The following is a 24,656-nucleotide window of genomic DNA, read 5'->3' on the forward strand; positions in this document are numbered from 1 at the left end:
GTTCATCCCTGGGTCTGCTGGATAGCTTCGCGAAGCACCAGGCGGTCGTCGAACGGACGGACCACCCCGGCGATGTCCTGGCCCTGCTCGTGACCCTTGCCCGCGACCAGCACGGTGTCCCCGGGCCGCGCGCGGGCCACGGCGGCGGCGATGGCCGCGCCCCGGTCCTCGAACACCTGGACCTCACCGCGCTCGTGGGCCGGCACCGAGGCCGCGCCTTCGAGCATGGTCGCGAGGATCGCGAGGGGGTCCTCGGTGCGGGGGTTGTCGGAGGTCAGTACGGCGGTGTCGGCGAGCCGGGCAACGGCGGCGCCCATGGGGGCGCGCTTGGTCGTGTCCCGGTCCCCGCCACAGCCGAGCACCACGTGCAGGCTGCCCTCGGTGACCTTGCGCAGCGCGCGCAGCACCGACTCGACGGCGTCCGTCTTGTGGGCGTAGTCGACGACCGCGAGATACGGCTGGCCCACGTCCACCCGCTCGAGGCGCCCCGGGACACCCGGCACGTCGGCGATGCCGTCGGCGGCGGCCTGCGGGTCGAGCCCGGCCTCGGCGAGGGCGACGATCGCGGCGAGGGTGTTGGCGACGTTGAAGGTGCCCGCGAGGGGTGCCCGCGCGCGGATCCGCTGGTCCTTGGGGCCGACCACCGTGAACGTCGAGTCCATCGGGCCGACCTGGACGTTCTCGGCGCGCCAGTCGGCGTCCGGGTGGCCCTCGGCGGAGAAGGTGACGACCGGGACGGTTGCCTCCTGGGCGAGCCGCCGGCCGTAGCTGTCGTCGTAGTTGACGACCCCGAGTTTGCTGCGTTCGGGAGTGAACAGCCGCGCCTTGGCCTGGAAGTAGTCCTCCATGCCGGAGTGGAACTCCATGTGTTCCGGGCTGAGGTTGGTGAACACGGCGAGGTCGAAGACGCAGCCGTCGACCCGGCCGAGGACCAGCGCGTGACTGGAGACCTCCATGGCGACCGCCTCGACCCCGCGCTCGCGCATCACCGCGAACAGGGCCTGGAGGTCGGTGGCTTCGGGGGTGGTGCGCTCGGACTTGATGCGCTCGTCGCCGATGCGCGTCTCGACCGTGCCGATCATCCCGGTGACCCGGTCGGTCCTGAGGCCGCCCTCGACGAGATACGCGGTGGTGGTCTTGCCGGAGGTGCCCGTGATGCCGATCTGGAGCAGATCGCGCCCCGGACGGCCGTAGATCGTGGCCGCCAGTTCGCCCATCCGCGCGCGCGGGTCGTCGACCACCAGCACCGGGAGGCCGGTGGCGGCGGCCCGTTCGGCGCCCGTGGGGTCGGTCAGCACGGCGGCGGCGCCGAGGCCGGCGGCCTGCGTCACGAAGTCGGCGCCGTGCAGCCGGGCCCCCGGGAGGGCGGCGTACACGTCGCCGGGGCGGACCGCACGCGAGTCATGGGTGATGCCCGTGACCGCGACGATGCCGTCCGGCGTGGCCGGGGGCTGTGGGGCGCCCAGCTGGCCGGCCAGTTCCGCGAGGGGTGTGGCGGACACGTGAACCGGCCTCGGCGGTCCCGGATATGTCACAGGAACGCCCTTCTGGGTGGTTTGGTACTGATCAGCGTGTGGCACGGCGGTGAGCGTACCGGGCGCACCCCCGGACGGGCGAAGTGAGGGCGCACCCGGGGCGTGCGGCGGGGCGCTGGTCCCCGGGTCGGGAGAGTCGGGAGAGATCGGGTTCACGAGCTGATTCCTGGCTGGTTTCCGTGCTGATCAGGGTGTGAAGGCCACGGGGAGATTCGCGGCCTTGGCCCCGGTGGGCGGTACCTGAAGGGTCTTCAGGGCGAACTCCATGACCTCCTTGTAGATGGGGCCACAGATCTGACCTCCGAAGTAACTGCCCTTGGTGGCGTTCTGGATGGCGCAGTAGACGGTGATGCGGGGGCTGTCGGCAGGGGCGAAGCCGGCGAACGAGGAGGTGTAGCCGTGGTAGCGGCCGGTGGCCGGATCCACGCGGTTGGCCGTACCCGTCTTGCCCGCCACCCGGTAGCCGGGAATGCGCGCCTTGGCGCCGGTGCCCTCCTCGTCGTCCACGACGGACTCCAGCATCTTGGCGAGCGTCTTCGCCGTCTTCGCACTGACGACCCGGGTCTTCTTGGGCGCCGCGGCGGGGGCGAACCGGCCGTCGGCCCCCTTGGTACCCCGGATCACGGTGGGTTCCACACGGACGCCACCATTGGCGATGGTCGAGTAGACGGAGGCAGCCTGCAGCGCGTTGAGGGAGACGCCCTGGCCGAAGGGGATCGTGAACTGCTGGGAGGTCGACCACTGGTCGGGCGGCGCGAGGATGCCCTTGGTCTCACCGGGGAAGTCCAGCCCGGTGTAGCTGCCGAGGCCGAACTTGCGCAGATAGGAGTAGAGGACCTGGTTGGACTGGGTCTGCGTCTTGCCGAGCTGGCCGGTGGCCAGGATGGTGCCGATGTTGCTGGACTTGGCGAGCACACCGTTGAGGGTGAGGTACCAGGTCGGGTGGTCGATGTCGTCCTTGAAGAGCCGGTCGCCCCGGTGCAGCCGGTTGGGCACGACGACATGTGTCGCGGGCGTGGCGGCGTTCTCCTCCAGTACGGCGGCCATCGACATGACCTTGGCGGTGGAGCCGGGCTCGTAGGCGTCCTGGAGGGCCGCGTTGCCGAGCGCGTCCGGGTTCGCTTTGGTGAGGTCGTTGGGGTCGAAGCCGGGCGAGTTGGCCATGGCCAGGATCTGGCCGGTCCGGGTGTCCTGCACTATCACGTACCCGCGGTCCGCCTTCGACTTCTTCACCTGCTCGGTGATGGCGCTCTGCGCGGCCCACTGGATGTCCCGGTCGATGGTCAGTTCGACGTCGGAACCGGGGACGGCGGGCGTCTCGGTGGAATCGGCGGTGGGCACCTGCCGTCCCCCTGACTGTGCGTACCGGATCTTGCCGTCCTGGCCGGCCAGTTCCCCGTTCAGCTGCTGTTCGAGGCCGCCGCCGCCCTTGCCGTCGGCACTGACCCAGCCCAGCAGTCCGGCGGCGAGTCCACCGTTCGGATAGACGCGCTTGCTCGCGGGCACGGCCAGCACACCGGCGAGGACGTTGAAGGCGGTCGGGTCGGTTCCGGCCTTGGCGGCCAGGGTGGACTTCAGGTCCTTGATCTGCGTCCACACCTGGGGGGTCTGACGGTGCGCGAGCAGTGTGTAGCGCGTGTTCGGCGTCTTCAGCTTCCTGGCGACGTCGTCCGCGTCCTGCCCGAGGATCGGCGCGAGGAGAGCGGCGGCCTGTTCGGGGGCGTCGCCCAGTTTCGTGGTCTTGGGCGTGAACATCGTCGGGTCGGCGGTGATGTCGTACGCGTCCACGCTGGTCGCCAGTTCGACGCCGTTGCGGTCGGTGATCTCGCCGCGTTCGGCGGCCAGGGTGCGGCCGACGTACCGGTTCTGCTCGGCCTTGGCGGCGTACACGCTCGCGTCGACGGCCTGCACCTGGAGCAGCCGGACGACGAAGGCGATCATCACCAGGGCCAGCGCGAGGCTGACCATGCGCAGCCGGGGCCGGGGGCTGCCGAGCCGGATGACCTTGGGCCCGGCGGGGCGGCCGGGAGCGGGGCGGCGGGCGGGGCGGGCGCCGGGTCCCGGCCGCCGGGGGGCGCCGGGGCGGGCGGACCTGGCCGGGGCGGGTACGCGACGGCGGGGCGGTTCCCTGTCGGACACTTCCGTCACCTGCCGGGGGTCGTGGAGGGGAGGGTGGGTGTGGGGGTGGGCGCGGGAACGGGTGCCTGCTCCGGGGACGCCGGCACGGACGGGGTCGGCGTGCCCGTGGGCGTCGGCTCAGGGGTGGGCGCGGGGGTGGCCGTGGGCGTGACGGTGGGCGCCGGCGCCGGCCGGTTCATCTCGGGCGGGACCATCTCCGGGATCCGCAGCACCGCCTGTTCCGCGGCCTCCGGGACGCCCTTGACGGTGCCGTCGGGGTCGAGGAAGGCCGGGTCGCCGCCGGGCACCATGCCGAGTTCCCTGGCCCGGCGCTGGAGTGCGTCGGGCGCGGCGTAGGCGTCGACGTCCCGCTGGAGCGCCTGTTCCTCGTCGGTGAGGCTCTTGGTGTCCCTCTGCAGGTCGTCCAGGCGGAACCCGCCTTCGCTGAGCGCGGAGTTCAGCACGAGGAGCCCGATGAGACCGCCGCCCAGCAGGAACACGACGAGCAGGACGAAGGGGGTACGGGCGGCCTGTCCCGGCCCCGTGGGGAAGAGCCTGGCGAGCCGGGCGGCCCGGCCCCTCAGTTCGGGGTTGCTATTCACTCACCCTCCCCGCGAGTCGGGTCGTCCCACACGTCTGCCCGCTCTTCTGCCCGGCAGGTCCGGGTTGCCTACTCACCCGTCGTCCCCTCCGTACGCCTCACTCGGCGTCCTCCCTGATGCGCTGGGCCCCGCGCAGTCGCGCCGGGGCGGCTCGCCGGTTCTCGGCGATCTCTTCCTCGGTGGGAAGTTCGGCACCACGGGTGAGCAGCTTGAGCCGGGGCTGGTAACGCTCGGGCACCACGGGCAGTCCGGGGGGCGCCGTGTTGGCCGCGCCGGCCGCGAACACCTGCTTGACCAGCCGGTCTTCGAGCGAGTGGTATGACAGGACAGCGATCCGGCCGCCGACGGCGAGGGCCTTCACCGCGGCCGGGATCGCCCGCTCCAGGACGGTCAGTTCGCCGTTGACCTCGATGCGCAGCGCCTGGAAGGTGCGCTTGGCGGGGTTGCCGCCGGTGCGCTTGGCGGCCTGCGGCAGCGAGTCGCGGATCAGTTCGACGAGCCGGGCGCTGTTGCTGAAGGGCTCCTTGTCGCGCTCACGCACGACCGCGGAGACGATGCGCTTGGCCTGCTTCTCCTCGCCGTACGCCCTGAGGATCCGGACGAGTTCACCGGCCGGGTAGGTGTTGAGGACCTCGGCGGCGCTGATGCCGGTCGTCTGGTCCATGCGCATGTCGAGCGGCGCGTCCTGGGCGTAGGCGAACCCCCGGTCGGCCTCGTCGAGTTGCATGGAGGAGACCCCGAGGTCGAACAGGACCCCGTCGACCTTCGGCAGGCTCAGCCGGTCGAGTACGTCGGGCAGTTCGTCGTACACCGCGTGCACCAGGTCGGCCCGCTCACCGAAGGGGGCGAGCCGCTCCCCGGAGAGGCGCAGCGCCTCCTTGTCGCGGTCGAGGGCGATCAGCCGGGCCTCGGGGAAACGGGTGAGCAGTGCCTCGCTGTGGCCACCGAGACCGAGGGTGCAGTCGACGACGACCGCCCCGGGCCGCTCCAATGCGGGGGCCAACATGTCCAGGCACCGCTGGAGCATCACCGGGACGTGTCGACTGTTGCTCAAGGGGCCCTCTCAGGTCCGGCACGGCCGTCACGTACCGCCGGGTCCCCGCCCGCTCGGAGAAGGGGAGGTCTGCCGGCGCCGGAAGCGTCAGCCGACCGGGAGCGGGAGGAGGCCGAGCCGTACGTACGCGCCGCGCACGCGGGGGATCAATCAATCCAGCAGGGAGTCTCGCCTCCCGCTTCGCGTCACTTTAGTCCACGGTGTCGCGCGGTCAATCAACGGCCTGCGCGTCGCGGAACCCCGCCCCGACAAGCCGCAAATCAACCGCTATCACCCGAACAGGTACACTCGCACCACCCGTGTGGGTTACCTCACAACAACGCTCATTGATGTTCTTTGTCCCCTCTCACAGCGGGCCCGCGAGGGGCGTGACCAGTACCGTCATGCTTATGACGACTTCTGCATCAGTTCCCACCGGACCCGAAGGCGCCATATCCACCGACGGCACGGTCACGGACCGCCTCGTAGAGGCGAACGGGCAGTACGCCGCGGCGTTCACCGACCCGGGGATGGACGCCCATCCCGTGCTCCGGGTGGCGATCGTGGCCTGCATGGACGCCCGCCTCGACCTGCATGCCGCTCTCGGGCTGGAGCTCGGCGACTGTCACACCATCCGTAACGCGGGAGGTGCGGTCACCGACGACGTGATCCGCTCCCTGACCATCAGCCAGCGGGCACTGGGCACGCGCAGCGTCATCCTCATCCACCACACCGGCTGCGGCCTGGAGTCCCTCACGGAGGACTTCCGGCAGGAGCTGGAGGCCGAGGTCGGCCAGCGTCCCGCCTGGGCGGTGGAGGCCTTCCGGGACGTCGACCAGGACGTCCGCCAGTCGATGCAGCGCGTGCGCACCAACCCGTTCCTGCTGCACACCGACGACGTCCGCGGCTTCGTCTTCGACGTGAAGTCGGGCCTGCTTCGCGAGATCGACCCCTCATAACCGAACCGGACCGCGTATCCGTACGTATGTCTCTACGAAATTTACCCTGCACTTCAGGGCCGAAAAGCCCTGAAACAAGACATAGCCCTGCCAGTTGTCCACAGGCGAGTGACACGAACCGGTAACGGCAACAAGAATGCGGGTGTGACGTCACGCGGAACTTTCCCCGCGTGGTGTCCCTGTTTCGGGGTGGGCCGGTCCGCATCGCAGCGCGTCGGCCTGGAGAAAGAACGGGCCTAGGAGGGCCGTGTGACGACCTATGACGATCGAGCTAGCCTCACTGATCTGACCGCCACTGTGGAACGAGTACGCAGTTCGGTGGAGGGAGTGATCGAGGGCAAGCCTGAGGTCGTACGGCTTTCGCTGACCGTGCTGCTCGCCGAGGGGCATCTTCTGATCGAGGATGTTCCCGGTGTCGGCAAGACCATGCTGGCGAAGACGCTGGCCAAGTCCATCGACTGTTCCGTGCGGCGCATTCAGTTCACGCCGGACCTGCTGCCCTCGGACATCACCGGTGTGTCCATCTGGGACCAGCAGCGCCGCGACTTCGAGTTCAAACCGGGGGCGATCTTCGCGCAGATCGTGATCGGCGACGAGATCAACCGCGCGTCGCCGAAGACCCAGTCCGCGCTCCTGGAGTCCATGGAGGAGCGCCAGGTCACCATCGACGGGCAGACCTACGAACTGCCCAGCCCCTTCATGGTGGTGGCCACCCAGAACCCGGTCGAGATGGAGGGCACCTACCCGCTCCCGGAGGCACAGCGCGACCGATTCATGGCCCGCGTCTCCATCGGCTATCCGAGCGCGGAGGCCGAACTGCAGATGCTGGACGTGCACGGCGGCGTCTCACCGCTGGACGACCTCCAGCCGGTGGCCCACGCGCACGACATCGTGAAGCTCGTCGAGGCCGTCCGCAACGTTCACGTCGCGGAGTCGGTCCGGAGGTACGCCGTGGACCTGGTCGGCGCCACGCGCACCCACCCCGACCTCAGACTCGGCGCCTCGCCGCGCGCCACGCTCCATCTGTTGCGCGCCGCGAAGGCGTCCGCCGCCCTGAGCGGCCGGGAGTACGCGCTGCCGGACGACATCCAGGCCCTCGCCGTGTCCGTCCTCGCCCACCGTCTGCTGCCCACCGCCCAGGCCCAGCTGAACCGCCGTACCACCGAGCAGGTCGTGCAGGAGATCCTCCAGCGCACCGCGGTGCCCGCGGCGCCCCAGCAGCAGAGCGGCTTCGGGATGGGCCGCTCCGCGCCCGACTTCGGTCAGCAGCCGCCGCGGAGGCTTGGATGAGCGCGGCGGCGCCCGGGCATCCGGAGGACGACCAAGGCGACAAGGGTGACAAGGGCGGGGTGCGCACGGCGCTGGCCGGTCTCACCACCCGTGGGCGCTCCTTCCTGGCCGCCGGGGTCGCCGCCGCCATCTGCGCGTACGTCCTGGGGCAGAGCGATCTGCTCCGGGTGGGCCTGCTCCTCTCCGTACTGCCGCTGGTCTGCGCCACCGTCCTGTACCGCACGCGCTACCGGGTGGCCGGCAGCCGTCGGCTCTCCCCCGCGCGCGTGCCCGCCGCCTCCGAGGCCCGCGTCCATCTGCGGATGGACAACGTCTCCCGGCTGCCCACGGGCCTGCTGATGCTCCAGGACCGGGTGCCCTACGTGCTCGGTCCGCGCCCCCGTTTCGTCCTGGACCGGGTGGAGGCGGGCGGGCGCCGCGAGGTGTCGTACCGCGTCCGCTCCGACCTGCGGGGCCGCTATCCGCTGGGCCCGCTCCAGCTGCGGCTGACCGACCCGTTCGGCATGTGCGAACTGACCCGGTCCTTCTCGACGTACGACACCCTGACGGTCATCCCGCGCGTGGACGCGCTCCCGCCGGCGCGGCTGACCGGCGAGGCCAAGGGGTACGGCGACGGACGGCAGCGCTCGCTGGCGCTGGCCGGCGAGGACGACGTGATCCCGCGCGGGTACCGCTACGGCGACGACCTGCGCCGCGTGCACTGGCGCTCCACCGCCCGCTACGGCGAGCTGATGGTGCGCCGCGAGGAACAGCCGCAGCGCGCCCGCTGCACGGTGCTCCTCGACACCCGGGGCATCGCCTACCTGGGCGCCGGGCCGGACTCGGCCTTCGAGTGGGCGGTGTCGGGCGCGGCGTCCGTTCTGGTCCACATGCTCGAACGGGGCTTCTCCGTACGGCTGCTGACGGACACGGGCAACTCCGTGCCCGGGGAGGGCGCCGAGGGTTTCGCGGGCGCCAGCCAGGGGTCGGCGGACGCGGCCGGACTGATGATGGACACCCTCGCGGTGATCGACTACTCGGACGGCACGGACATCTCCCGCGCCTACGACGTACTGCGCGGCGGCGGTGAGGGCATGCTGATGGCGTTCTTCGGCGACCTCGACGAGGAGCAGGCCGCGGTGGCCGCCAAGATGCGGCAGCGCAGCGGCGGTGCGGTCGCCTTCGTCCTGGACAGTGAGACCTGGGTGCGGGAACCCAACGATGTGCCGGGTCCCGAGGACCCGGGCGAGGAGTCGCTGCGGATGCTGCGCGAGGCGGGCTGGACGGCGGTGCGGGTGCCGCGCGGGGCCGCGATGAGTGACCTGTGGCGCCAGGCGGACCGGGAGCGTTCCGGTCTCGGTGCCCTCAGCGGCGGGGAGGGACGTTCATGAGCGGGCGCGCACGACTTGCGCTCTGCGCCTGGGTGGCCACGATGCTGACGGCGTGCGCTCTGCTGCCGCTGGTCGAGGACGTGAGCTGGCTGCTCCAGGTGGCCATCCTGCTGGGCATACAGACGATCGTCGGCGCGGGGGCCAGGCGGGTGCCGCTGGCCTGGCCGCTGACCGTGGCGGCGCAGCTCCTCGTCACGCTCGTCCTGCTGACCGTGGTCTTCGCCCGGGGGCAGGCGTTCTTCGGCCTGATCCCCGGCCCCGACGCCTTCCAGCAGTTCGGCACTCTGCTGCAGGACGGCGCGGACGACATCGGTCGGTACGCGATTCCCGCGCCGCTGTCCGACGGGATCCGGCTGATGGTGGTCGGCGGTGCGCTGCTGATCGGGCTCGCCGTGGACACCCTCGCGGTGACGTTCCGCAGCGCGGCTCCGGCCGGCCTGCCGCTGCTCGCCCTGTACTCGGTCGCCGCCGGGCTGGCCGACGGGGCCGGCGGCTGGGTGTGGTTCCTGCTGGCCGCGGCGGGCTATCTGATGCTGCTCCTGGCCGAGGGGCGGGACCGGCTCTCCCAGTGGGGGCGGGTCTTCGGTGGCGCCCCGCGTGCACCGGGCGACCTGCCGACCGGCAGTGCGCTCGCCCCCGTTCGCACGGGGCGGCGGATCGGCGCGGTCGCGCTGGGCGTGGCCCTGGTGGTGCCTCTGGCGCTGCCGTCGCTCGACGGCGGGTTGCTGAGCGCCGCGGGGGGCGGGGTCGGCTCGGGCAGTGGAGGCGGCGGCACGATCTCCGCCGTCAACCCCCTGGTGTCGCTGCGCGACAGCCTGAACGTGGACGAGGACCGCCAGGTCATGTCCGTGCGCAACAGCACGGACGACACCCAGGACCTGTATCTGCGGATCGTCTCGCTCGACTCCTTCGACGGCACGGCGTGGAAGCCGTCCCAGCGGCACATCCAGGATGTGCCGAGCAGGTTCCCGACACCGCTCGGCCTCAGGGCGGACGTGCAGCGGACCGAGATCACCACGAGCATCTCGGCGGCGGACTGGTACGCCCAGGACTGGCTGCCGATGCCGTACCCCGCGACCGGGGTGAAGATCGACGGCAGCTGGCGCTTCGAGCCGGTGGGCCGCACTCTGGTCGGTGACCACGGCCAGAACACACGCGGTGCGCGGTACACGGTGACGAGCCTGGACGTGCAGCCGACCGCGCAGCAGCTCGCCGAGGCACCGCCGGCGGACCCCGCGCTGGTGCGTGAGTTCACCCAGGTCCCGGAGTCACTGCCGGCGATCGTGTCGCGCACCGCGCGCGAGGTGACCGCCGGTTCGGCCAACGCCTACGAGCAGGCGGTCAAGCTCCAGGACTACTTCTCGGTGAGCGGCGGTTTCCGGTACGACACCCAAGTGCAGGTAGGCAGCGGCTCCAACGCGATCGCGCGGTTCCTGAGGGACAAGGAGGGCTTCTGCGTCCACTTCTCCTTCGCGATGGCTTCGATGGCCCGCACCCTGGGCATTCCGGCCCGGGTCGCGGTGGGCTTCGCGCCGGGTACCCCGCAGCCGGACGGCACGGTCTCGGTGGGGCTGCGCGATGCGCACGCGTGGCCCGAGCTGTACTTCGAGGGCGTCGGCTGGACCCGCTTCGAGCCGACCCCCACCCGTGGTTCGGTGCCCGAGTACACGCAGTCCCAGGCGCCGAACAGCGACATCCCGAACCCGGATGTGCCGTCCCAGAACGCCTCCGTGGCGCCCTCGGACTCCGCTTCGGCGAGCCAGACCTGCACGGCGGTGCAGCGGCGGCTGGACGGTGGATGCGCGAGCGAGTCCGCGCAGGCCGCGACCGGCCAGAACGGCGACAGCGGCTGGTGGTCTCCCGCACTGGGGTGGACGCTGGCCGCACTGGTCGTGCTGGCGCTTCTGCTGCTGCCGATGCTGTGGCGGCTGCGGATCCGGGCCGTACGGCTCGGGGCGCACGGCCGCGGTGACGCCGACGCGACGGTCCACGCGCTGTCGGCGTGGCAGGAACTGACCGACACCGCCTGGGACTTCGGCATCAGTCCGGAGGAGTCCCAGACACCCCGCAAGGCGGCGGCCAGGATCGTACGCCTCGGCCTTCTCGATCCGCCCGCGGCCAGCGCCGTGCACCGGGTGGCGGACGCCGTGGAACAGGTCCTGTACGCGCCCAGTCCCCGTCCGACGGCGGGGCTGGCGCAGGACGTGCGGCAGGTGACCGAGGCGCTGCGGGCCACGGTGGGCCGGGGCACGCAGCTGCGCGCGATGTTCGCCCCGCGTTCGACCGTCCGTGTGGTGTGGGCGCTGTCGGCCCGGTGGACGGCGCTCAGCGAACGGGCTGCGGCGGCCAGGCCGGTCCTGCGCAAGCCGTGGGGTCAGCAGAGCTGACGGCCCGACAGCCGGACATGCCGGTGGCCCGGAACCCCTGGGGGTTCCGGGCCACCGGCGTTTCATGTCTCGCGTTCACAACACGGGGACTGCGGCCGGACGCTACTGGCCACCCTGCTGTTCGTCGCGGCGGCGCTGCCAGCGCTCCTCGATGCGGTTCATCATGGAGCGCCGCTGCCGACCCTGTCCGCGACCGTGCGGAGCTCCGGGGGCGGCACCCGCGGCGGGCTGTTCACCCGGCTTGGGAGCCTTGCGCCAACCTGTCACGGCCAGTACCGCACAGCCCAGCATGACGAGGAATCCCACCACGCTGACCCAAATCTGCTGTGCGACCATTCCGGCCATGAGGAGCGCGATACCTACGAGGAAGCCCGCGACCGCCTGGTAGACCCGTCGCCGGGTGTACGTGCGCAGCCCGCTTCCCTCAAGCGCTGTCGCGAACTTGGGATCTTCGGCGTACAGCGCTCGCTCCATCTGCTCGAGCATTCGCTGCTCGTGCTCCGAGAGCGGCACGGAGTCCTCCTCATCGTGCAGTCGCCGGGGCGACCGGGGGTCCCCTTCAGGATAGGCAGGGAATCGCCCCCGTGAAACCCGCCCCTCTACGCCAATTGACAACCGGAATCCGCCATGGCCGCCCGGCTCACTGAAGCGTTCATTCCCCAGCAACCGGCCGGTCATGCAGAGCGGTCTCCCTCGATCATACGGCTCCGGGCCGCCGATCGGGTGGCCTGTGGCGTACTCCATCTGCGGCCGAGCCCCTGATCAGCGGTCCGCCGCCGGAGGTGACTCAGGCGCCGGCGGTACCCGGCGTCTCGCCGAGCACATGGAGCTGGGTGGCCACCGAGTGGAACGCGGCCTGCTCGGCCGCCGCGGCCTCCAGCTTCAGCAGGGCGTCCAGGGCGCCGGGCTCGGTGTCCACGAGGACGCCCGGCACCAGGTCGGCGAAGATCCGTACGCCGTGCACGGCGCCCACGCGCAGGCCCGCACCCTCGACCAGCGCGGTGAGCTGTGCGGCCGTGAACCGGTGGGGTACGGGGTCACTCTCGCCCCAGCGGCCGTTCGGGTCGTCGAGCGCCCGCTTGGCCTCCTTGAAGTGCCCGGCGAGGGCCCGCGCCAGCACGGCGCCGCCGAGTCCGGCGGCGAGGAGGCTGAGGACGCCCTCGGGGCGCAGGGCGGCCACCACGTTACGGACGCCCTCGGCCGGGTCGTCCACGTACTCCAGGACGCCGTGGCAGAGCACCGCGTCGTAGCCACCGCGCTCGACGACGTCGAAGAGGCCGTGCGCGTCACCCTGGACGCCCCGGACGCGGTCGGCGACGCCGGCCTCTGTGGTCCGGCGCTCCAGCGCGAACAGCGCGTTGGGGCTCGGGTCGACGACGGTGACGCGGTGACCGAGGCGGGCGACGGGCACGGCGAAGTTGCCGCTGCCGCCGCCGGTGTCGAGGACGTCCAGCGACTCGCGCCCAGTGGCTTTGACCCGGCGCTCCAGGGCGTCCTGCAGGACGTCCCAGACCACTGCGGTCCGGAGAGAGGCGCGGGGGCGAGTCGGGTTCGACACGGCAGGTGACTCCTCGGCGCGGCGCCGCCTCTTGTACGGCGGGGTGAACGGGGTGCCTTCCCGGCCCCGGTGGGCTGCGGAAAAGGCTGCGACTTCGCCACCACCCTATGGCCTCCGGTGGCATCCCCGGTCATCCGTCTCAGCCCGCGTCCGGGACGCCCCGGCCGCTCTCCCGGAGCGCGTCCGCAGGCGTGTCCGGGTCCTGGCGCGGCTGGGGAAGCACCGGCTGGAGGACGAGCATCCTCTCGACGAGGCGCAGGAACATCGCCACGTCGCGTATCAGGTCGTCGGCGTCGCGGTTGCTGGCCGCGCCCTGGATGCCGGCCTCGGCGCGGGCGCGGCGGCGGGCGCCGGAAGCGAACAGCACGCTCCACTCGGCGAGTTCGGGAGCTATCTCGGGGAGCACCTCCCAGGCGCTGCGGATACGCGCCCGGCGCCTGGGAGTGGATTCGGGGCGGCCCCGGGCGGCGAGCACCGCCGCGGCGGTGCGCAGGGCGGCGAGGTGGGCGGTGGCATACCGCTCGTTCGCGGTTTCCAGGACCGACGCCTCGTCAAGTCCGGCGCGGGCCTGCGCGAGCAGATCGAGGGCGGCGGGCGGGGCCGTGGCCCGGCGGAGCACGGGGTGCACATCGCCCGCAGGACCGTTCAGTGAGGGGGCAGGGCCGGGGGCGCGGCGCCGACGGGCGGCGGCTGCGTTCGAACTGGCCATGACGAACCTCCTGTCGTCTGTGTGACGGCACGCCCCGACGGGAGGTGCCGTATGTGCCCATCGTGCGGTATGCCACTGACAATCCGTTCTGACCTGCTCTTTTGCTTCGATCGAAGGTTCGAGATAAATTTTGCACTGACCAGTCAGTTCAAAAATATTCCGAGGGGACGGGAACTGTGGACGGTCCGCACGGGCTCGGGGTGACCACCCGGGCCTTCGGGCTCAAGGGGCCCCGCGGCTGGGCATTCCGTGAGGTGTCCTTCGACGCGGAGCCCGGCTCGCTGATCGCGGTGGAGGGGCCGTCCGGATCGGGACGGACCTGCCTGCTGCTCGCGCTCACGGGCCGGATGAGGGCCACCACGGGGTCGGCCACGGTCGGCGAGTGGCACCTGCCCAAGCAGGCGGCGGCGGTGCGCCGAGTGAGCGCGCTCGCGCACGTGCCCGGTGTCACCGACCTCGACCCCGCCCTGACCGTCGGGGAGCACCTGCGGGAACGGGCGCTGCTGGAGCGCCGGTTCGGCGGCTCCCTGCGCGCACTGCTGCGGCCACGGGCGGAACGGGCGGCCGAGACGGAGCAGCGCGTCGACGCCGCGTTGACAGCCGCCGGTCTCGACCGCGAGGCGCTGCCCAAGGGCTCCCGGACCGCCGTACGCGATCTGGAGCGGCTGGAGGCGCTGCGGCTGTCCGTGGCGCTGGCCCTGATCGGCGGGCCGCGGCTGCTGGGCGTGGACGACACCGACCTGAAGCTGTCGGACGCCGAACGGGCCGAGGTGTGGGCGCTGTTGCGGTCCCTCGCCGAGGCCGGGACGACCGTCGTCGCGGTGTGCAGCGAGGCTCCGGAAGGGGCCGTCACCGTGTCGACGTCACCGCGCGAGATGGAGACAGCCGAGACGGAGACGCGCGACGCGGAGACGGGCGAGGCGGAAACAGCCCCGGCGGAGACGGGCGAGGCAGGGACTCACGAGAAGGAGATGGTGGATGCGCTCCCCGCAACTGGCCGCGCTTGAGCTCAGGCGTTTCGGCCGGGGCAGGCTCCCGAGGGCCGCGCTGGCCGCCCTCATGCTGCTGCCGCTGCTGTACGGCGCCCTGTACCTGTGGTCCTTCTGGGACCCGTACGGCAGGCTCGACCGCATTCCCGTGGCGCTCGTGAACGACGACAAGGGGGCGAGCGTCGCGGGCAAGCGGCTCGCCGCCGGTGCCGACATCGTCAACGGGCTGCGCGACAGCGACACCTTCGAGTGGCACGAGGTGAGTGCGGCCGAGGCCCGGGAGGGCGTCGAGGACGGCACGTACTACCTGTCCATGACCATGCCGGCCGACTTCAGCACACGGATCGCGTCCAGTTCGGGCGACTCCCCGGAGACGGGCGCGCTCCAGGTGCGGACCAACGACGCCAACAACTACATCGTCGGGCAGATCTCCCGGACGGTGTTCGGGGAGGTGCGCAGCGCCGCGTCCACCAAGGCGTCGCGGTCGTTCCTGGACCGGATCTTCGTCTCGTTCTCCGACATCCACGGGCAGACCGTGAAGGCCGCCAAGGGCGCCGACACGCTCTCAGGGGGCATCGACAAGGCCGAACAGGGCTCCAAGGACCTCGCCGACGGGCTGAAGGACGCCAAGGCGGGCAGCGGCAAACTGGTCGGCGGGCTGAAGAAGCTCGACACGGGCGCGGGTGATCTGGCGGACGGTTCCCGCCAGGTCGCGGCGGGCACGCAGACGCTCGCCGACCGGGTGGACGGCGTCTCCGACCGGCTGGGGCCCTTCCTCAGGGACAACGAGAAGACCATCGGGGACGCCGCCCGGCTCGTCGCCGACTCGGCCGGTACGGTTCGGCGCAACCTCGGCACCCTGGTGAAGGCCGCCCCGGCCGCCGCGAAGGGCGCCCACGCGGCCTCCGACACCCTGAACGGGGTCTACAGGGCGCGCTGCGAGACCGCGGTACTGCCCGACGCCGCGTGCGCCGACCTGAAGAAGGCCCGGGGCGCGGCGGCGGACGCGGCGACGGTCGCCGACGACGTCAACACACTGATCGCCGACCAGAACGGCGACCTGGACCGGCTCGACCATCACCTCGCCGCACTCCAGAAGCAGGCCCAGGCACTCGCCGACCGTGCCCCGCGCCTCTCCGAGGACCTCGACGACGCCGTCCGGCAGGTCGACAAGCTGAACGCCGGGGCCGCACAGGTCGCCGCGGGAGCGCGGAAGCTGCACACCGGGCTCTCCACCGCCAGGACCGGCGCGACCACCCTGGACGCGGGCGTCGGCGACCTCAGGACGGGCGCGGACGACCTCTCCGGAGGCATGTTCAAGCTGGCCGACGGCTCCGGGAAACTCGCCGGCGGACTGCACGACGGCGCCGGACGGATCCCCGACTACGACCGGCGGGACCGCGACGCGCGCACCGAGGTGATGTCCGACCCGGTCCAGCTCGCCTCCAGGGACCTGCACAAGGCGCCCAACTACGGCACCGGATTCGCCCCGTACTTCATCCCGCTGTCCCTGTGGGTGGGCGCGATGGTCGCCTACATGCTGATCCCGCCGCTCAGCCGGCGGGCGCTCGCCGCGGGCGCCCCCGCGTGGCGCGTCACCCTGGCGGGCTGGCTGCCCGTGGCCGCCCTGGGAGTGCTCCAGACCGCGGCCCTGATGTCCGTACTGCACTGGGCGATCGGCCTGGAGATGGTCCGGGCGGCCGGGACGGTGGGCTTCCTCTTCCTGGTCACGGCGTGCTTCGCGGCGATCGTCCAATGGTTGAACGCGCGCTTCGGAGCGGCGGGCCGGATTCTCGTACTCGCCCTTCTGATGCTCCAGTTGACGTCCGCGGGCGGCACCTATCCCGTACAGACGAGTCCCGGTTTCTTCAACGCGATCCACCCCTTCATGCCGATGAGTTACGTCGTCGAGGCCCTGCGCAGGCTCATCACCGGCGGTGGGCTCGGCCCGGTGTGGCAGGCGTGTGCCGTGCTGGCGGCGTTCACGGCCGGCGCCCTGGCACTGACCGCCGTGGCGGCCCGCCGCGGCCAGATGTGGACCCTGGACCGACTGCACCCGGAGTTGAGCCTGTGACGTCTCGTCAGCGTGGGCCCGGTGTTCCTGTGAGAATCAGGGCCATGGAACGCAGCAGCACCCCGTCGAGCGGCAGTCCCCGCCGCGAGGCCACCCGGCAGAAGCTCTACGAGGCCGCCGTCACCCTCATCGCGGAACAGGGCTTCTCCGCCACCACCGTGGACGAGATCGCCGAGCGGGCCGGAGTCGCCAAGGGCACGGTCTACTACAACTTCGCGAGCAAGTCGGTCCTCTTCGAGGAGTTGCTGCGGCACGGCGTGGAACTCCTCACCGCCTCCCTTCGGGAGGCGGCCGAGCGAACCGACCGGGACGGCGGTACGAAAGTCGACGCCCTGGACGCGATGGTCCGGGCCGGGCTCGTCTTCATCAGCCGCTACCCGGCCTTCACCCAGCTCTACGTGGCCGAACTGTGGCGCACCAACCGAAGCTGGCAGTCCACCCTGATGGTGGTCAGACAGCAGGCGGTGGCGGTGATCGAGGACGTCCTGCGGGAGGCGGTGGCGGGCGGCGAACTCAGCGACGAGATCGACATCCCGCTGACCGCGGCGGCCCTGGTCGGCATGGTCCTGGTCGCCGCCCTGGACTGGCAGTCCTTCCAGCCCGAACGCTCCCTGGACGACGTCCACTCGGCGCTGTCCCGGCTGCTCCAGGGGCGGGTGAGCGGCAACCGCTGAGCAAGCGGGGGCAGGGCGCACGGGAAAGCGCCGGTCCGATGTGGCCGCGTCCCCCGCGGGCCGTCTCGAACCGGCGCTTCCTTCCTGCTCCCCCGTTCCCCTCCCCCGTTTTCCCCGTTCCCCCGATTTCCCCCGTGCGGTCGTTCCCCCGGGTCCCCCGTGCCTCGCTCCCGCCGACGGATCGGCGGAAGGAGCGGTCCAGGGCACCGGCTCCGTTCCGCCGCCCCGTGTCGGCGGTACCGGAGCCGTGCCCTTTTCCGTGTCTCCACTCTCTCGTTCCCGCAGGTCGCCGCTCATCCGTGCGCCTACTCATCTCTCGTCCTAGGTACGCGTACTCAGCCCTGCGCACTCACCCCCAGGACGCGCCGTTGCCGACTGGTTACGATCGCGTCCGTGTCGGTACTCCCTTTGGTGTTCACCAGCGGCTGGGCCAGCGGCATCAACGCCTACGCGGTGGTGCTGCTCCTCGGCGTCTTCGGCGCGACCGGACTGAGCGACGAGGTGCCCGAGTCGCTGCAGCGTCCCGAGGTACTCGTCGTGGCGGGCGTGCTGTTCCTCTGCGAGGCGGTCGCCGACAAGATCCCGTACGTGGACTCCGCGTGGGACGCGGTGCACACGGTGATCCGGCCGGTCTCCGGGGCCGTCGTCGGGGCACTGCTGGCCGGGCAGAGCGGTTCGCTGCCCGACCTCGCGGCCGGCGCGATCGGCGGCTCCACGGCGCTGGCCAGCCATGTGGTCAAGGCCGGGACGCGGATGGCGGTCAACACCTCGCCCGAGCCGTTCAGCAACGTGATCCTGAGCCTCGCCGAGGATCTCGGGGTCGGCGGCATCGTGACGTTCGCGATGTTCCACCCACAGGCGGCGGCGATCATCGCGGGCACCCTGCTGCTCGCCGGCCTGATCGTGCTGTACTTCCTGGTCTCCCGGATCAGACGGTTCCTGCGGCGCCGGGCCCAGCGGCGCGAGGAGAAACGGCTCGTGGCCCGGACAGGGTGGCCGCCAAGCTGAGCCGCCTCTTCTCATTCCCGCGAACTCCCTGGTCACAGGCGCGTGGCCGGAGTGTCAGTGGGTGCCGATAAAGTCCCTGGCATGGCAAGGATTGTGGTGATCGGCGCCGGCATGGGCGCGATGGCGGCCGCTGCCCGGCTGGCCGTCGCGGGCCACCGGGTGGCGGTGTACGAGCGTGGGGAGACGTACGGCGGAGCGGTGCGCCGCTTCGAGCGCGACGGCTTCTCGTTCGACACGGGCCCCGGGCTGCTCACCCTGCCCGCGGTCTACCGCGACCTGTTCGTCAAGACCGGTAAGCAGCCCCTGGAGGAGTGCGTCGAGCTGGTCCAGGTCGACCCGTCCTCGCGGCACCTCTTCGCGGACGGCACGGAGGTCGCCCTGCCTAACGCGTCCCGCGCGGGCGTCGTCCAGGCTCTGGAGGCGGCTCTCGGGGCCGGCGCGGGCGACCGCTGGGGCGACTTCCTGGTCCGGGCCCGCGAGGCCTGGGACCGCACCCGCAGACCGCTCCTGGAGGAGCCGCTGTGGACCGACTGGCAGGTGCTGGCCGAGCGTGAGCCCTATCCGGCGGTCCCCCACAAGCGGCTGCTGCGCACCCGCCGGGCCGGCACGCTGGCCGAGGTCGCCGCCTGGGAACTGCGCGACCCGCGGCTGACCGCCCTGCTCGACAGCCACGCCCTGGCGTACGGCCTCGATCCCCGGGACACCCCGGCGAGCGCGGCCGTGCTGCCGTACATGGAGCACGCCTTCGGCACCTGGTACGTCCGGGGCGGCGTCCGGGAGTTGGCGCGCGCGGTGTACGAGAGGTGCGTGGCCCGGCGGGTCGAGTTCGTCTTCGGCGCCGAGGTCACGGGGATCGTCGAGAAGGACGGCCGGGCGGCAGGGCTGGAGCTGGCCGACGGCACCGTCGCGGAGGCCGATCATGTCGTCGCGGGCGTGGATCCCGTACGGCTGACGGGGCTGACGGAGCACACACTCGACGCCGACGGTGATGTGCTGCCCGACGCGTCGACGCCGTCGCCGGGCCGGTTCACCGTGCTGCTGGCCCTGCGCGGGGCCCGTGCGGCGGGCGCCGCGCACCGCACGGTCGTGCACACCCCGGACCGGGACGCCGAGTTGGACTGGGTGAACGGGGAGGGAAACGGCCCGGTGCGGCCCACCGTGACCGTGCTGCGGCCGGACGATCCCGCGCTGTGGCCAGACGAGGAGCACGAGTCCGTGGTCCTGACGGCGACGGCACCACCCCGGGGCGACTGGGCGGCGGACGGGGCCGCGGACCGGTTCGCGACCCTGATGTCGGACGCCGCCGAGGCCGCGGTTCCCGGGCTGCGCGAGCGGGTTCTCTGGCAGGAGATACGCACACCCGGGCGCAGCGGGGACGAGACCTGCACCTTCTGCGGAGGGGTGTCGGCACCGTCGCTCGCGGGTGGGAAGGGCGACTTCCTGCATCCCGCCAACACCACCCGGCTGCCGGGCCTCTATCGCGTGGGCGGCTGGTCACACCCCGGGGGCGGACTGGCGCACGCGGGCATGTCGGGCGCACTGGTCGCCGGCCTGATCGTGGAGGGGCCGGACTTCCGGGGTTCGCAGTGAACCCCGGGGTGTCCGGGCGGAGCGGCGGTCCTCACAAGCGGTGCGGCTAGAAGCGGTACTGCTCGTCGTACCCGTTCCCGGGCGTCTGACCGTTGGCGTTGCCGTTGCCCTGGCCGTTGTCCTGGTAGGGATACTGCTGCTCCGGCGGGAGTTCGCCGCCGAACAGCGGGTCGTCGGTATTGCGCTGCTGCGGGACCCAGACGCCGTTCGACGGGGTCTCGCCGTAGCCACCGGTGCCGTACTGCTGCTGGTCGTAGCCCTGCTGGCCGTACTGCTGCTGGTCGTAGCCTGAGTCGTACGAGGTGCCGCCGTAGCCCTGGCCGATGTACGGGTCGGAGTAGGCGGCGTACTGCTGCTGGCCCGAGGCGTCGTAGCCGTACTGCTGCTGGTCGTAGCCGGTGTAGCCGTCGTATCCGTAGTTCTGGTCGGTGCCCTGGGTGGCACCCGCGTACGACTGGTCCTGGCCCGCGCCGGCGTAGGACTGGTCCTGGCCGGCCGCCGCGGCGTACGCGGCGTCGCTGTATATGCCGTAGGAGCCGGTGTCGTCGGGGAGGGGCTGCGGTTCGTAGACGGCCGAGTGCTCGGCCCCCGCGGGCCGGACGGAGCGGGCGGGGGTGAAGACGTCGTCCCGGTCATAGTCACGGTCGAAGTCGTTGCCCTGCTGGTACGTTCCGGCACCGGTGTCGAACGCGTCGTGGCCCGCGCCGTCGGCGGAGTTGTCGCCGAAGCCCGCGTCGGCGCCGTTGCCCGGTGCGTACGCGGCCTCGGACGCCTCCAGGTCGGAGACCTCCAGGGTCGGGTCCTTGTACTCTTCGTCGCCGCGGCCCTTGCCGAACCGCGAGAGGAAGCCCGGGCGGCCCGCGACGGCCCAGCCGGCCGAGAAGCCGCTGCGGAACGACAGAGTGACGTACGTCTGCCCGACCGCGAAGGCCGCAGCGCCCAGGCCGATGACCGGCACCGACGGGATGAGCACGCCGAAAACCACACCGAGGAACCCTGCGAAGGCCAGCAGCCGCCAGCGCAGCCGCGCCTTGTACTGGAGCAGAACTTCTCCGAGTAGCCACAACGCGACGATGCCAAACGCGATGTAGAGAGCCGTCCAGCCCATGTACGCCCCTCTCCCAGTGGCCGCTACGCAGTGTGTCGTACGCCCGTGCGGCCGGTCTAGGCCCGCTGTGGGTGGTGCAGACCCAGGTTCTCGTAGATTTCCAACGAGGCCGTGGAGTTGTTCAGCGTGATGAAGTGCAGTCCGGGGATTCCCTCGGCCAGCAGTCGCGCGCAGAACTCCGTGGCGAACTCGATGCCAATGGAGCGTACAGCCGCCGCGTCGTCTTTGGCTGTGAGGATCCGCTCTTTCAGGGTAGACGGGATGGCCGCGTTGCTGAGTTGCGGCAGCCGCTCCAGCATCCGCACGCTGGTCACGGGCATGACTTCGGGGATGACCGGGGTCGGGCAGCCCGCCGCGGCGACCGCGTCACGCAGCCGCAGATACGACTCGGGGTGGAAGAACATCTGCGTGATCGCGTAGTCGGCGCCGGCCCGGCACTTGTCGACGAAGTGCGTGACGTCCGTGTCCCGGTCCGGGGAGCGCGGGTGGGTCTCGGGGAAGGCGGCGACGCCTACGCAGAAGTCGCCCGACTCCTTGATGAGACGCACCAGTTCGGCGGCGTACGTAAGTCCGCTCGGGTGCGGTACCCACTCGGCCATCGGATCGCCGGGCGGGTCGCCGCGGACGGCCAGGATGTTACGGATGCCCGCGTCGGCGTACTGGCCGATGATGTTGCGCAGTTCGGCGATGGAGTGGTTGACCGCGGTGAGGTGGGCGACCGGGGTGAGCGTCGTGTCGGAGACGATCTGCTGGGTCTCCTTGACCGTGCCCGCGCGGGTCGACCCGCCGGCGCCGTACGTCACGGACACGAAGTCCGGCGCTACCGCCTCGACCCTCCTGAGCGCGTTCCACAGGTTCCGCTCGCCCTTGGGGGTCTTCGGCGCCGAGAACTCGAAGGAGTACGTGGTTTTGCCGGTCGCGAGCATGTCACGCACAGTGCGTGCGTGGTCGGTTCGGGTGGACGCGGTTCCGAGGGCCATACCCGCAGGTTAGTCAGGGGGTGGCGGTCTCCCAACCGGACGGCGGAAATTTGCCCCGGAATGTCGACTTGTTGTCCACCCCTCGGACAGCCGGGCCTCGCCGTCCTCAGCGGCCTCCCGCCGTCCGGCTACCGGGATCGCAGCCGCTTGGCGAACTCCGCCGCCGCCGCGCCCGGGTCGTCGGCCTCGGTTATCGCCCGTACGACGACGACCCGGCGGGCGCCCGCGGTCAGCACCTCGTCCAGGTTGCCCAGGTCGATGCCGCCGATGGCGAACCAAGGGCGCTCGGTGGTGAGCTCTGCCGTGTACCGGACCAGGTCGAGGCCGGGCGCGTGGCGGCCCGGCTTGGTGGGGGTCGGCCAGCAGGGGCCCGTGCAGAAGTAGTCGACGCCCTCCTGGGCGGCGGCTGCGGCCGCCTCGGACTCGGCGTGGGTGGAACGGCCGATGAGCACGTCGGGGCCGAGGATCGCGCGGGCCGCCGGGACGGGCAGGTCGCCCTGGCCGAGGTGCAGGACGTCCGCGAGGGCCGCGTGGGCGACGTCCGCGCGGTCGTTGACCGCGAGGAGTCTGCCGTGCCGGGCGCAGGCGTCGGCGAAGACCTGGAGGTGGTCCAGTTCCTCGGCCGCCTCCATGCCCTTGTCGCGCAGCTGCACGATGTCGACACCGCCGGCCAGGACCGTGTCGAGGAACTCGGCGAGGTCGCCCTGCCGTCTGCGGGCGTCCGTGCAGAGGTACACCCGGGCGTCGGCGAGCCGGGCGGGGGCGGTGCGGGTGTCGGCGGTCGCCCCGGGCACGGTGTCGGTCGTCTCGGGCATACGTGTGTCCCCCCGTGGGCGCGCCCCTGGGGTGTTCTCCCGGGCGCGCCCCTGCGTGGTGTGGCGGTGTGCGGATCGCGGTCCGCACACCGAACGGCTGGTCGGCTCAGACGGCGAGCGCCTGGGCGCGGCGCTTCACCTCCGTGCCGCGATTCTCACTGAGGGCCTGCGCGGGGGTGCCGGGCAGGCTCGGGTCGGGAGTGAAGAGCCACTCCAGCATCTCCTCGTCGGAGAAGCCGTCGTCCCGCAGGAGCGTCAGGGTGCCGGTGAGGCCCTTGACGACCTTCTGCTCGACCCCGTCGATAAATGCGGCGGGCACGTGCAGCGCACGGTTCTCGCCACGGCGTACGGCGATCACTTGGCCCTCCTTGACCAGCTGCCGGACGCGCGTCACCTCGATATCGAGGATTTCCGCGATGTCGGGCAGCGTGAGCCAGGCAGGGACGAGAGCATCGGTCTTTGCGTCAATCTCGGTCACGGGACAAGCCTGCCATCCCGCACTGACAGTCGGAAGCCGGGCCCCTGCGACCTGGGCCGTTACGGTGGCGTCGAGGCCGCGTCGAGCCCGGTCGGACTAGGCCGTGGCCGCCTTCAGCGGCCTGGACGGGTCGGTCAGCGCCTCGGCGTCCATCAGAGAGCCCGCCTCGACCAGTCGGCGCCCCTGGGCCAGGTCGCGGGGGCGGCCCACGGCCAGCAGGGCGACCAGGCGGCCCTCCCGCAGCCAGCAGACCGTCCAGGCGGGGCCGGACGGGTCACCGCGCCACAGGGTGGTGTCGGCGGACTGGTGGTGGCCGACGTACTGGACGAAACGGCCGAACTGCTCCGACCAGAAGTACGGGACCGGATCGTAGGCCGCCGGGGACTCCCCGATGATGTTCGCGGCGACCGTTCGGGGTCCCTGGAGGGCGTTGTCCCAGTGGTGGACCAGAAGGCGCCGGCCGTACCTTCCCGAAGGGAAGGAGGCGCAGTCGCCGACCGCGTAGACGTCCGCCGCGGAGGTGCGCAGGTGGTCGTCGGCGACGACCTCCCGGTGGTCGCCCAGGGCGATTCCCGAGCCCACGAGCCAGCCGGTGGCCGGGCGGGCGCCGATGCCGACGACGACGGCGCCCGCGGGCAGCCGTGAGCCGTCGTCGAGCACCACCGCGCCGGGCTCGACGCGTGCCACGCGCGCGTGGGTGCGCAACGAGGCGCCGCTGTCGGCGTACCAGGCGGCCATCGGCGCGGCCACCTCGGCGGGCAGGGCGCCCGCGAGCGGCCGGTCGGCGGCCTCGACGACGGTGACGGCGCAGCCTGCCTCGCGCGCGGCGGTGGCGAACTCGGCACCCATCCAGCCGGCCCCGACGACCACGATGTCGTGCTGGCGTGCGAGGACGGGCCGCAGCCGCTCGGCGTCGTCGAGGGTGCGCAGCAGATGCACACCGGGGACGCCCTCGGTGCCCGGCAGCCGGATCGGTTCGGCGCCGGTCGCGAGCACCAGGACGTCGTACGGGACCGGTCCCTCCGCGGTGTCCAGCTCGTGTTCGCCGGCGCGGACGCCCAGCACCTCGCGCCCGAGCAGCAGTTCGATGTCGAGGGCCTCGAAGTCGACGTCGAAGGCGGAGCCCTCCGCCTTGCCGAGCAGGACGGCCTTGGACAACGGCGGCCGGTCGTACGGTTGATGGGGTTCGGCGCCGAGGAGTGTGACGGTGCCGGTGAACCCCTGCTCCCGCAGCGCGACCGCGGTCTGCACCCCGGCCATGCCCGCGCCCACGACGACCACACGTCGCGGCCGCGACCCGCCTTCTGCGCCCTGTGCCTGCGTCTGCTCACTCACTCGATCACCATAGACAACTGACAAATTGTCAGTCAGTGGGCGCG

General features: G+C 71.7%; 21 protein-coding genes. 9 read left to right on the forward strand and 12 right to left on the reverse strand.

Annotated features, from left to right (window positions below):
* Positions 1–2: 2 nt before the first annotated feature.
* The 4 genes from OG241_RS14530 to rsmH form a co-directional block, all read right to left on the reverse strand.
* Positions 3–1,535: a UDP-N-acetylmuramoyl-L-alanyl-D-glutamate--2,6-diaminopimelate ligase gene (locus OG241_RS14530; RefSeq protein ID WP_405826211.1), complete on the reverse strand. Its 1,533-nt coding sequence runs from the start codon at positions 1,533–1,535 to the stop codon at positions 3–5.
* A 186-nt stretch (positions 1,536–1,721) separates the two neighbouring features.
* Entirely contained in the window at positions 1,722–3,674 is a 1,953-nt protein-coding gene (locus tag OG241_RS14535; protein WP_405815751.1) for a penicillin-binding transpeptidase domain-containing protein, read from the reverse strand.
* Positions 3,675–3,679: 5 nt separating this feature from the next.
* On the reverse strand, positions 3,680–4,255 hold the full coding sequence (locus OG241_RS14540) for a hypothetical protein (protein ID WP_405815752.1): 576 nt from the start codon (positions 4,253–4,255) through the stop codon (positions 3,680–3,682).
* A 97-nt stretch (positions 4,256–4,352) separates the two neighbouring features.
* Positions 4,353–5,309 (reverse strand): 16S rRNA (cytosine(1402)-N(4))-methyltransferase RsmH, encoded by a 957-nt coding sequence (gene rsmH, locus OG241_RS14545; protein WP_405815753.1) that lies wholly within the window; start codon positions 5,307–5,309, stop codon positions 4,353–4,355.
* Positions 5,310–5,698: 389 nt separating this feature from the next.
* On the opposite strand from rsmH, the gene OG241_RS14550 reads away from it, so the two are divergent.
* From OG241_RS14550 to OG241_RS14565, 4 genes are all read left to right on the forward strand, one after another.
* Positions 5,699–6,247: a beta-class carbonic anhydrase gene (locus tag OG241_RS14550; RefSeq protein ID WP_405815754.1), complete on the forward strand. Its 549-nt coding sequence runs from the start codon at positions 5,699–5,701 to the stop codon at positions 6,245–6,247.
* 249 nt (positions 6,248–6,496) lie between these two features.
* Complete coding sequence (locus OG241_RS14555; protein WP_405815755.1) at positions 6,497–7,537, forward strand: AAA family ATPase; 1,041 nt, start codon at positions 6,497–6,499, stop codon at positions 7,535–7,537.
* Complete coding sequence (locus OG241_RS14560) at positions 7,534–8,907, forward strand: DUF58 domain-containing protein (protein ID WP_405815756.1); 1,374 nt, start codon at positions 7,534–7,536, stop codon at positions 8,905–8,907. Before OG241_RS14555 ends, OG241_RS14560 begins: the two co-directional genes overlap by 4 nt.
* Positions 8,904–11,294 carry a DUF3488 and DUF4129 domain-containing transglutaminase family protein gene (locus OG241_RS14565; RefSeq protein ID WP_405815757.1) on the forward strand — a complete coding sequence of 797 codons (2,391 nt, stop codon included), beginning with the start codon at positions 8,904–8,906 and terminating at the stop codon, positions 11,292–11,294. Before OG241_RS14560 ends, OG241_RS14565 begins: the two co-directional genes overlap by 4 nt.
* Positions 11,295–11,396: 102 nt before the next feature.
* Here OG241_RS14565 and OG241_RS14570 read toward each other — a convergent pair whose 3' ends face one another.
* From OG241_RS14570 to OG241_RS14580, 3 genes are all read right to left on the reverse strand, one after another.
* Positions 11,397–11,807: a DUF3040 domain-containing protein gene (locus OG241_RS14570; protein WP_405815758.1), complete on the reverse strand. Its 411-nt coding sequence runs from the start codon at positions 11,805–11,807 to the stop codon at positions 11,397–11,399.
* 274 nt (positions 11,808–12,081) lie between these two features.
* Complete coding sequence (locus tag OG241_RS14575; RefSeq protein WP_405815759.1) at positions 12,082–12,852, reverse strand: methyltransferase; 771 nt, start codon at positions 12,850–12,852, stop codon at positions 12,082–12,084.
* A 139-nt stretch (positions 12,853–12,991) separates the two neighbouring features.
* Positions 12,992–13,561 (reverse strand): SAV_6107 family HEPN domain-containing protein, encoded by a 570-nt coding sequence (locus OG241_RS14580; RefSeq protein WP_405815760.1) that lies wholly within the window; start codon positions 13,559–13,561, stop codon positions 12,992–12,994.
* A gap of 176 nt (positions 13,562–13,737) precedes the next feature.
* Between OG241_RS14580 and OG241_RS14585 the strand changes: the two genes are divergently transcribed.
* The 5 genes from OG241_RS14585 (at position 13,738) to OG241_RS14605 (ending at position 19,896) form a co-directional block, all read left to right on the forward strand.
* Complete coding sequence (locus tag OG241_RS14585; protein ID WP_405815762.1) at positions 13,738–14,568, forward strand: ATP-binding cassette domain-containing protein; 831 nt, start codon at positions 13,738–13,740, stop codon at positions 14,566–14,568.
* Complete coding sequence (locus OG241_RS14590) at positions 14,540–16,624, forward strand: YhgE/Pip family protein (RefSeq protein WP_405815763.1); 2,085 nt, start codon at positions 14,540–14,542, stop codon at positions 16,622–16,624. The genes OG241_RS14585 and OG241_RS14590 overlap by 29 nt, the downstream gene beginning before the upstream one ends.
* Positions 16,625–16,668: 44 nt before the next feature.
* Entirely contained in the window at positions 16,669–17,298 is a 630-nt protein-coding gene (locus OG241_RS14595) for a TetR/AcrR family transcriptional regulator (RefSeq protein WP_405815764.1), read from the forward strand.
* Between the two features lie 393 nt (positions 17,299–17,691).
* On the forward strand, positions 17,692–18,306 hold the full coding sequence (locus OG241_RS14600; protein WP_405815765.1) for a DUF4126 domain-containing protein: 615 nt from the start codon (positions 17,692–17,694) through the stop codon (positions 18,304–18,306).
* Between the two features lie 81 nt (positions 18,307–18,387).
* Positions 18,388–19,896 carry a phytoene desaturase family protein gene (locus tag OG241_RS14605; RefSeq protein ID WP_405815766.1) on the forward strand — a complete coding sequence of 503 codons (1,509 nt, stop codon included), beginning with the start codon at positions 18,388–18,390 and terminating at the stop codon, positions 19,894–19,896.
* 46 nt (positions 19,897–19,942) lie between these two features.
* Here OG241_RS14605 and OG241_RS14610 read toward each other — a convergent pair whose 3' ends face one another.
* The 5 genes from OG241_RS14610 to OG241_RS14630 all read right to left on the reverse strand — a co-directional run bounded on the left by OG241_RS14610 (position 19,943) and on the right by OG241_RS14630 (position 24,612).
* The gene (locus OG241_RS14610; RefSeq protein WP_405815767.1) at positions 19,943–21,004 is read right to left on the reverse strand and encodes a hypothetical protein; all 1,062 of its coding nucleotides are present in this window, start codon (positions 21,002–21,004) and stop codon (positions 19,943–19,945) included.
* Positions 21,005–21,060: 56 nt separating this feature from the next.
* Positions 21,061–21,984 (reverse strand): methylenetetrahydrofolate reductase [NAD(P)H], encoded by a 924-nt coding sequence (metF, locus tag OG241_RS14615; RefSeq protein WP_006383020.1) that lies wholly within the window; start codon positions 21,982–21,984, stop codon positions 21,061–21,063.
* 128 nt (positions 21,985–22,112) lie between these two features.
* Positions 22,113–22,799 (reverse strand): thiamine phosphate synthase, encoded by a 687-nt coding sequence (thiE, locus tag OG241_RS14620; RefSeq protein ID WP_405815768.1) that lies wholly within the window; start codon positions 22,797–22,799, stop codon positions 22,113–22,115.
* A 106-nt stretch (positions 22,800–22,905) separates the two neighbouring features.
* A complete protein-coding gene (locus tag OG241_RS14625; protein WP_006383044.1) occupies positions 22,906–23,277 on the reverse strand; it encodes an Rv2175c family DNA-binding protein in 372 nt (123 codons plus the stop codon).
* A gap of 96 nt (positions 23,278–23,373) precedes the next feature.
* Complete coding sequence (locus OG241_RS14630) at positions 23,374–24,612, reverse strand: NAD(P)/FAD-dependent oxidoreductase (RefSeq protein WP_405815769.1); 1,239 nt, start codon at positions 24,610–24,612, stop codon at positions 23,374–23,376.
* Positions 24,613–24,656 lie beyond the last annotated feature (44 nt).

It is taken from the genome of Streptomyces sp. NBC_01390 (genome assembly GCF_045040105.1).
Taxonomy (GTDB): domain Bacteria; phylum Actinomycetota; class Actinomycetes; order Streptomycetales; family Streptomycetaceae; genus Streptomyces.

What these genes read in the sequence shown, in the direction of transcription:
- OG241_RS14595 (WP_405815764.1), top strand. Translation starts at nt 16,669, where the DNA reads ATGGAACGCAGCAGCACCCCGTCGAGCGGCAGTCCCCGCCGCGAGGCC.
- thiE (WP_405815768.1), bottom strand. Translation starts at nt 22,799, where the DNA reads ATGCCCGAGACGACCGACACCGTGCCCGGGGCGACCGCCGACACCCGC.
- OG241_RS14580 (WP_405815760.1), bottom strand. Translation starts at nt 13,561, where the DNA reads ATGGCCAGTTCGAACGCAGCCGCCGCCCGTCGGCGCCGCGCCCCCGGC.
- metF (WP_006383020.1), bottom strand. Translation starts at nt 21,984, where the DNA reads ATGGCCCTCGGAACCGCGTCCACCCGAACCGACCACGCACGCACTGTG.
- OG241_RS14565 (WP_405815757.1), top strand. Translation starts at nt 8,904, where the DNA reads ATGAGCGGGCGCGCACGACTTGCGCTCTGCGCCTGGGTGGCCACGATG.
- OG241_RS14590 (WP_405815763.1), top strand. Translation starts at nt 14,540, where the DNA reads ATGCGCTCCCCGCAACTGGCCGCGCTTGAGCTCAGGCGTTTCGGCCGG.
- OG241_RS14610 (WP_405815767.1), bottom strand. Translation starts at nt 21,004, where the DNA reads ATGGGCTGGACGGCTCTCTACATCGCGTTTGGCATCGTCGCGTTGTGG.
- OG241_RS14560 (WP_405815756.1), top strand. Translation starts at nt 7,534, where the DNA reads ATGAGCGCGGCGGCGCCCGGGCATCCGGAGGACGACCAAGGCGACAAG.
- OG241_RS14605 (WP_405815766.1), top strand. Translation starts at nt 18,388, where the DNA reads ATGGCAAGGATTGTGGTGATCGGCGCCGGCATGGGCGCGATGGCGGCC.
- OG241_RS14550 (WP_405815754.1), top strand. Translation starts at nt 5,699, where the DNA reads ATGACGACTTCTGCATCAGTTCCCACCGGACCCGAAGGCGCCATATCC.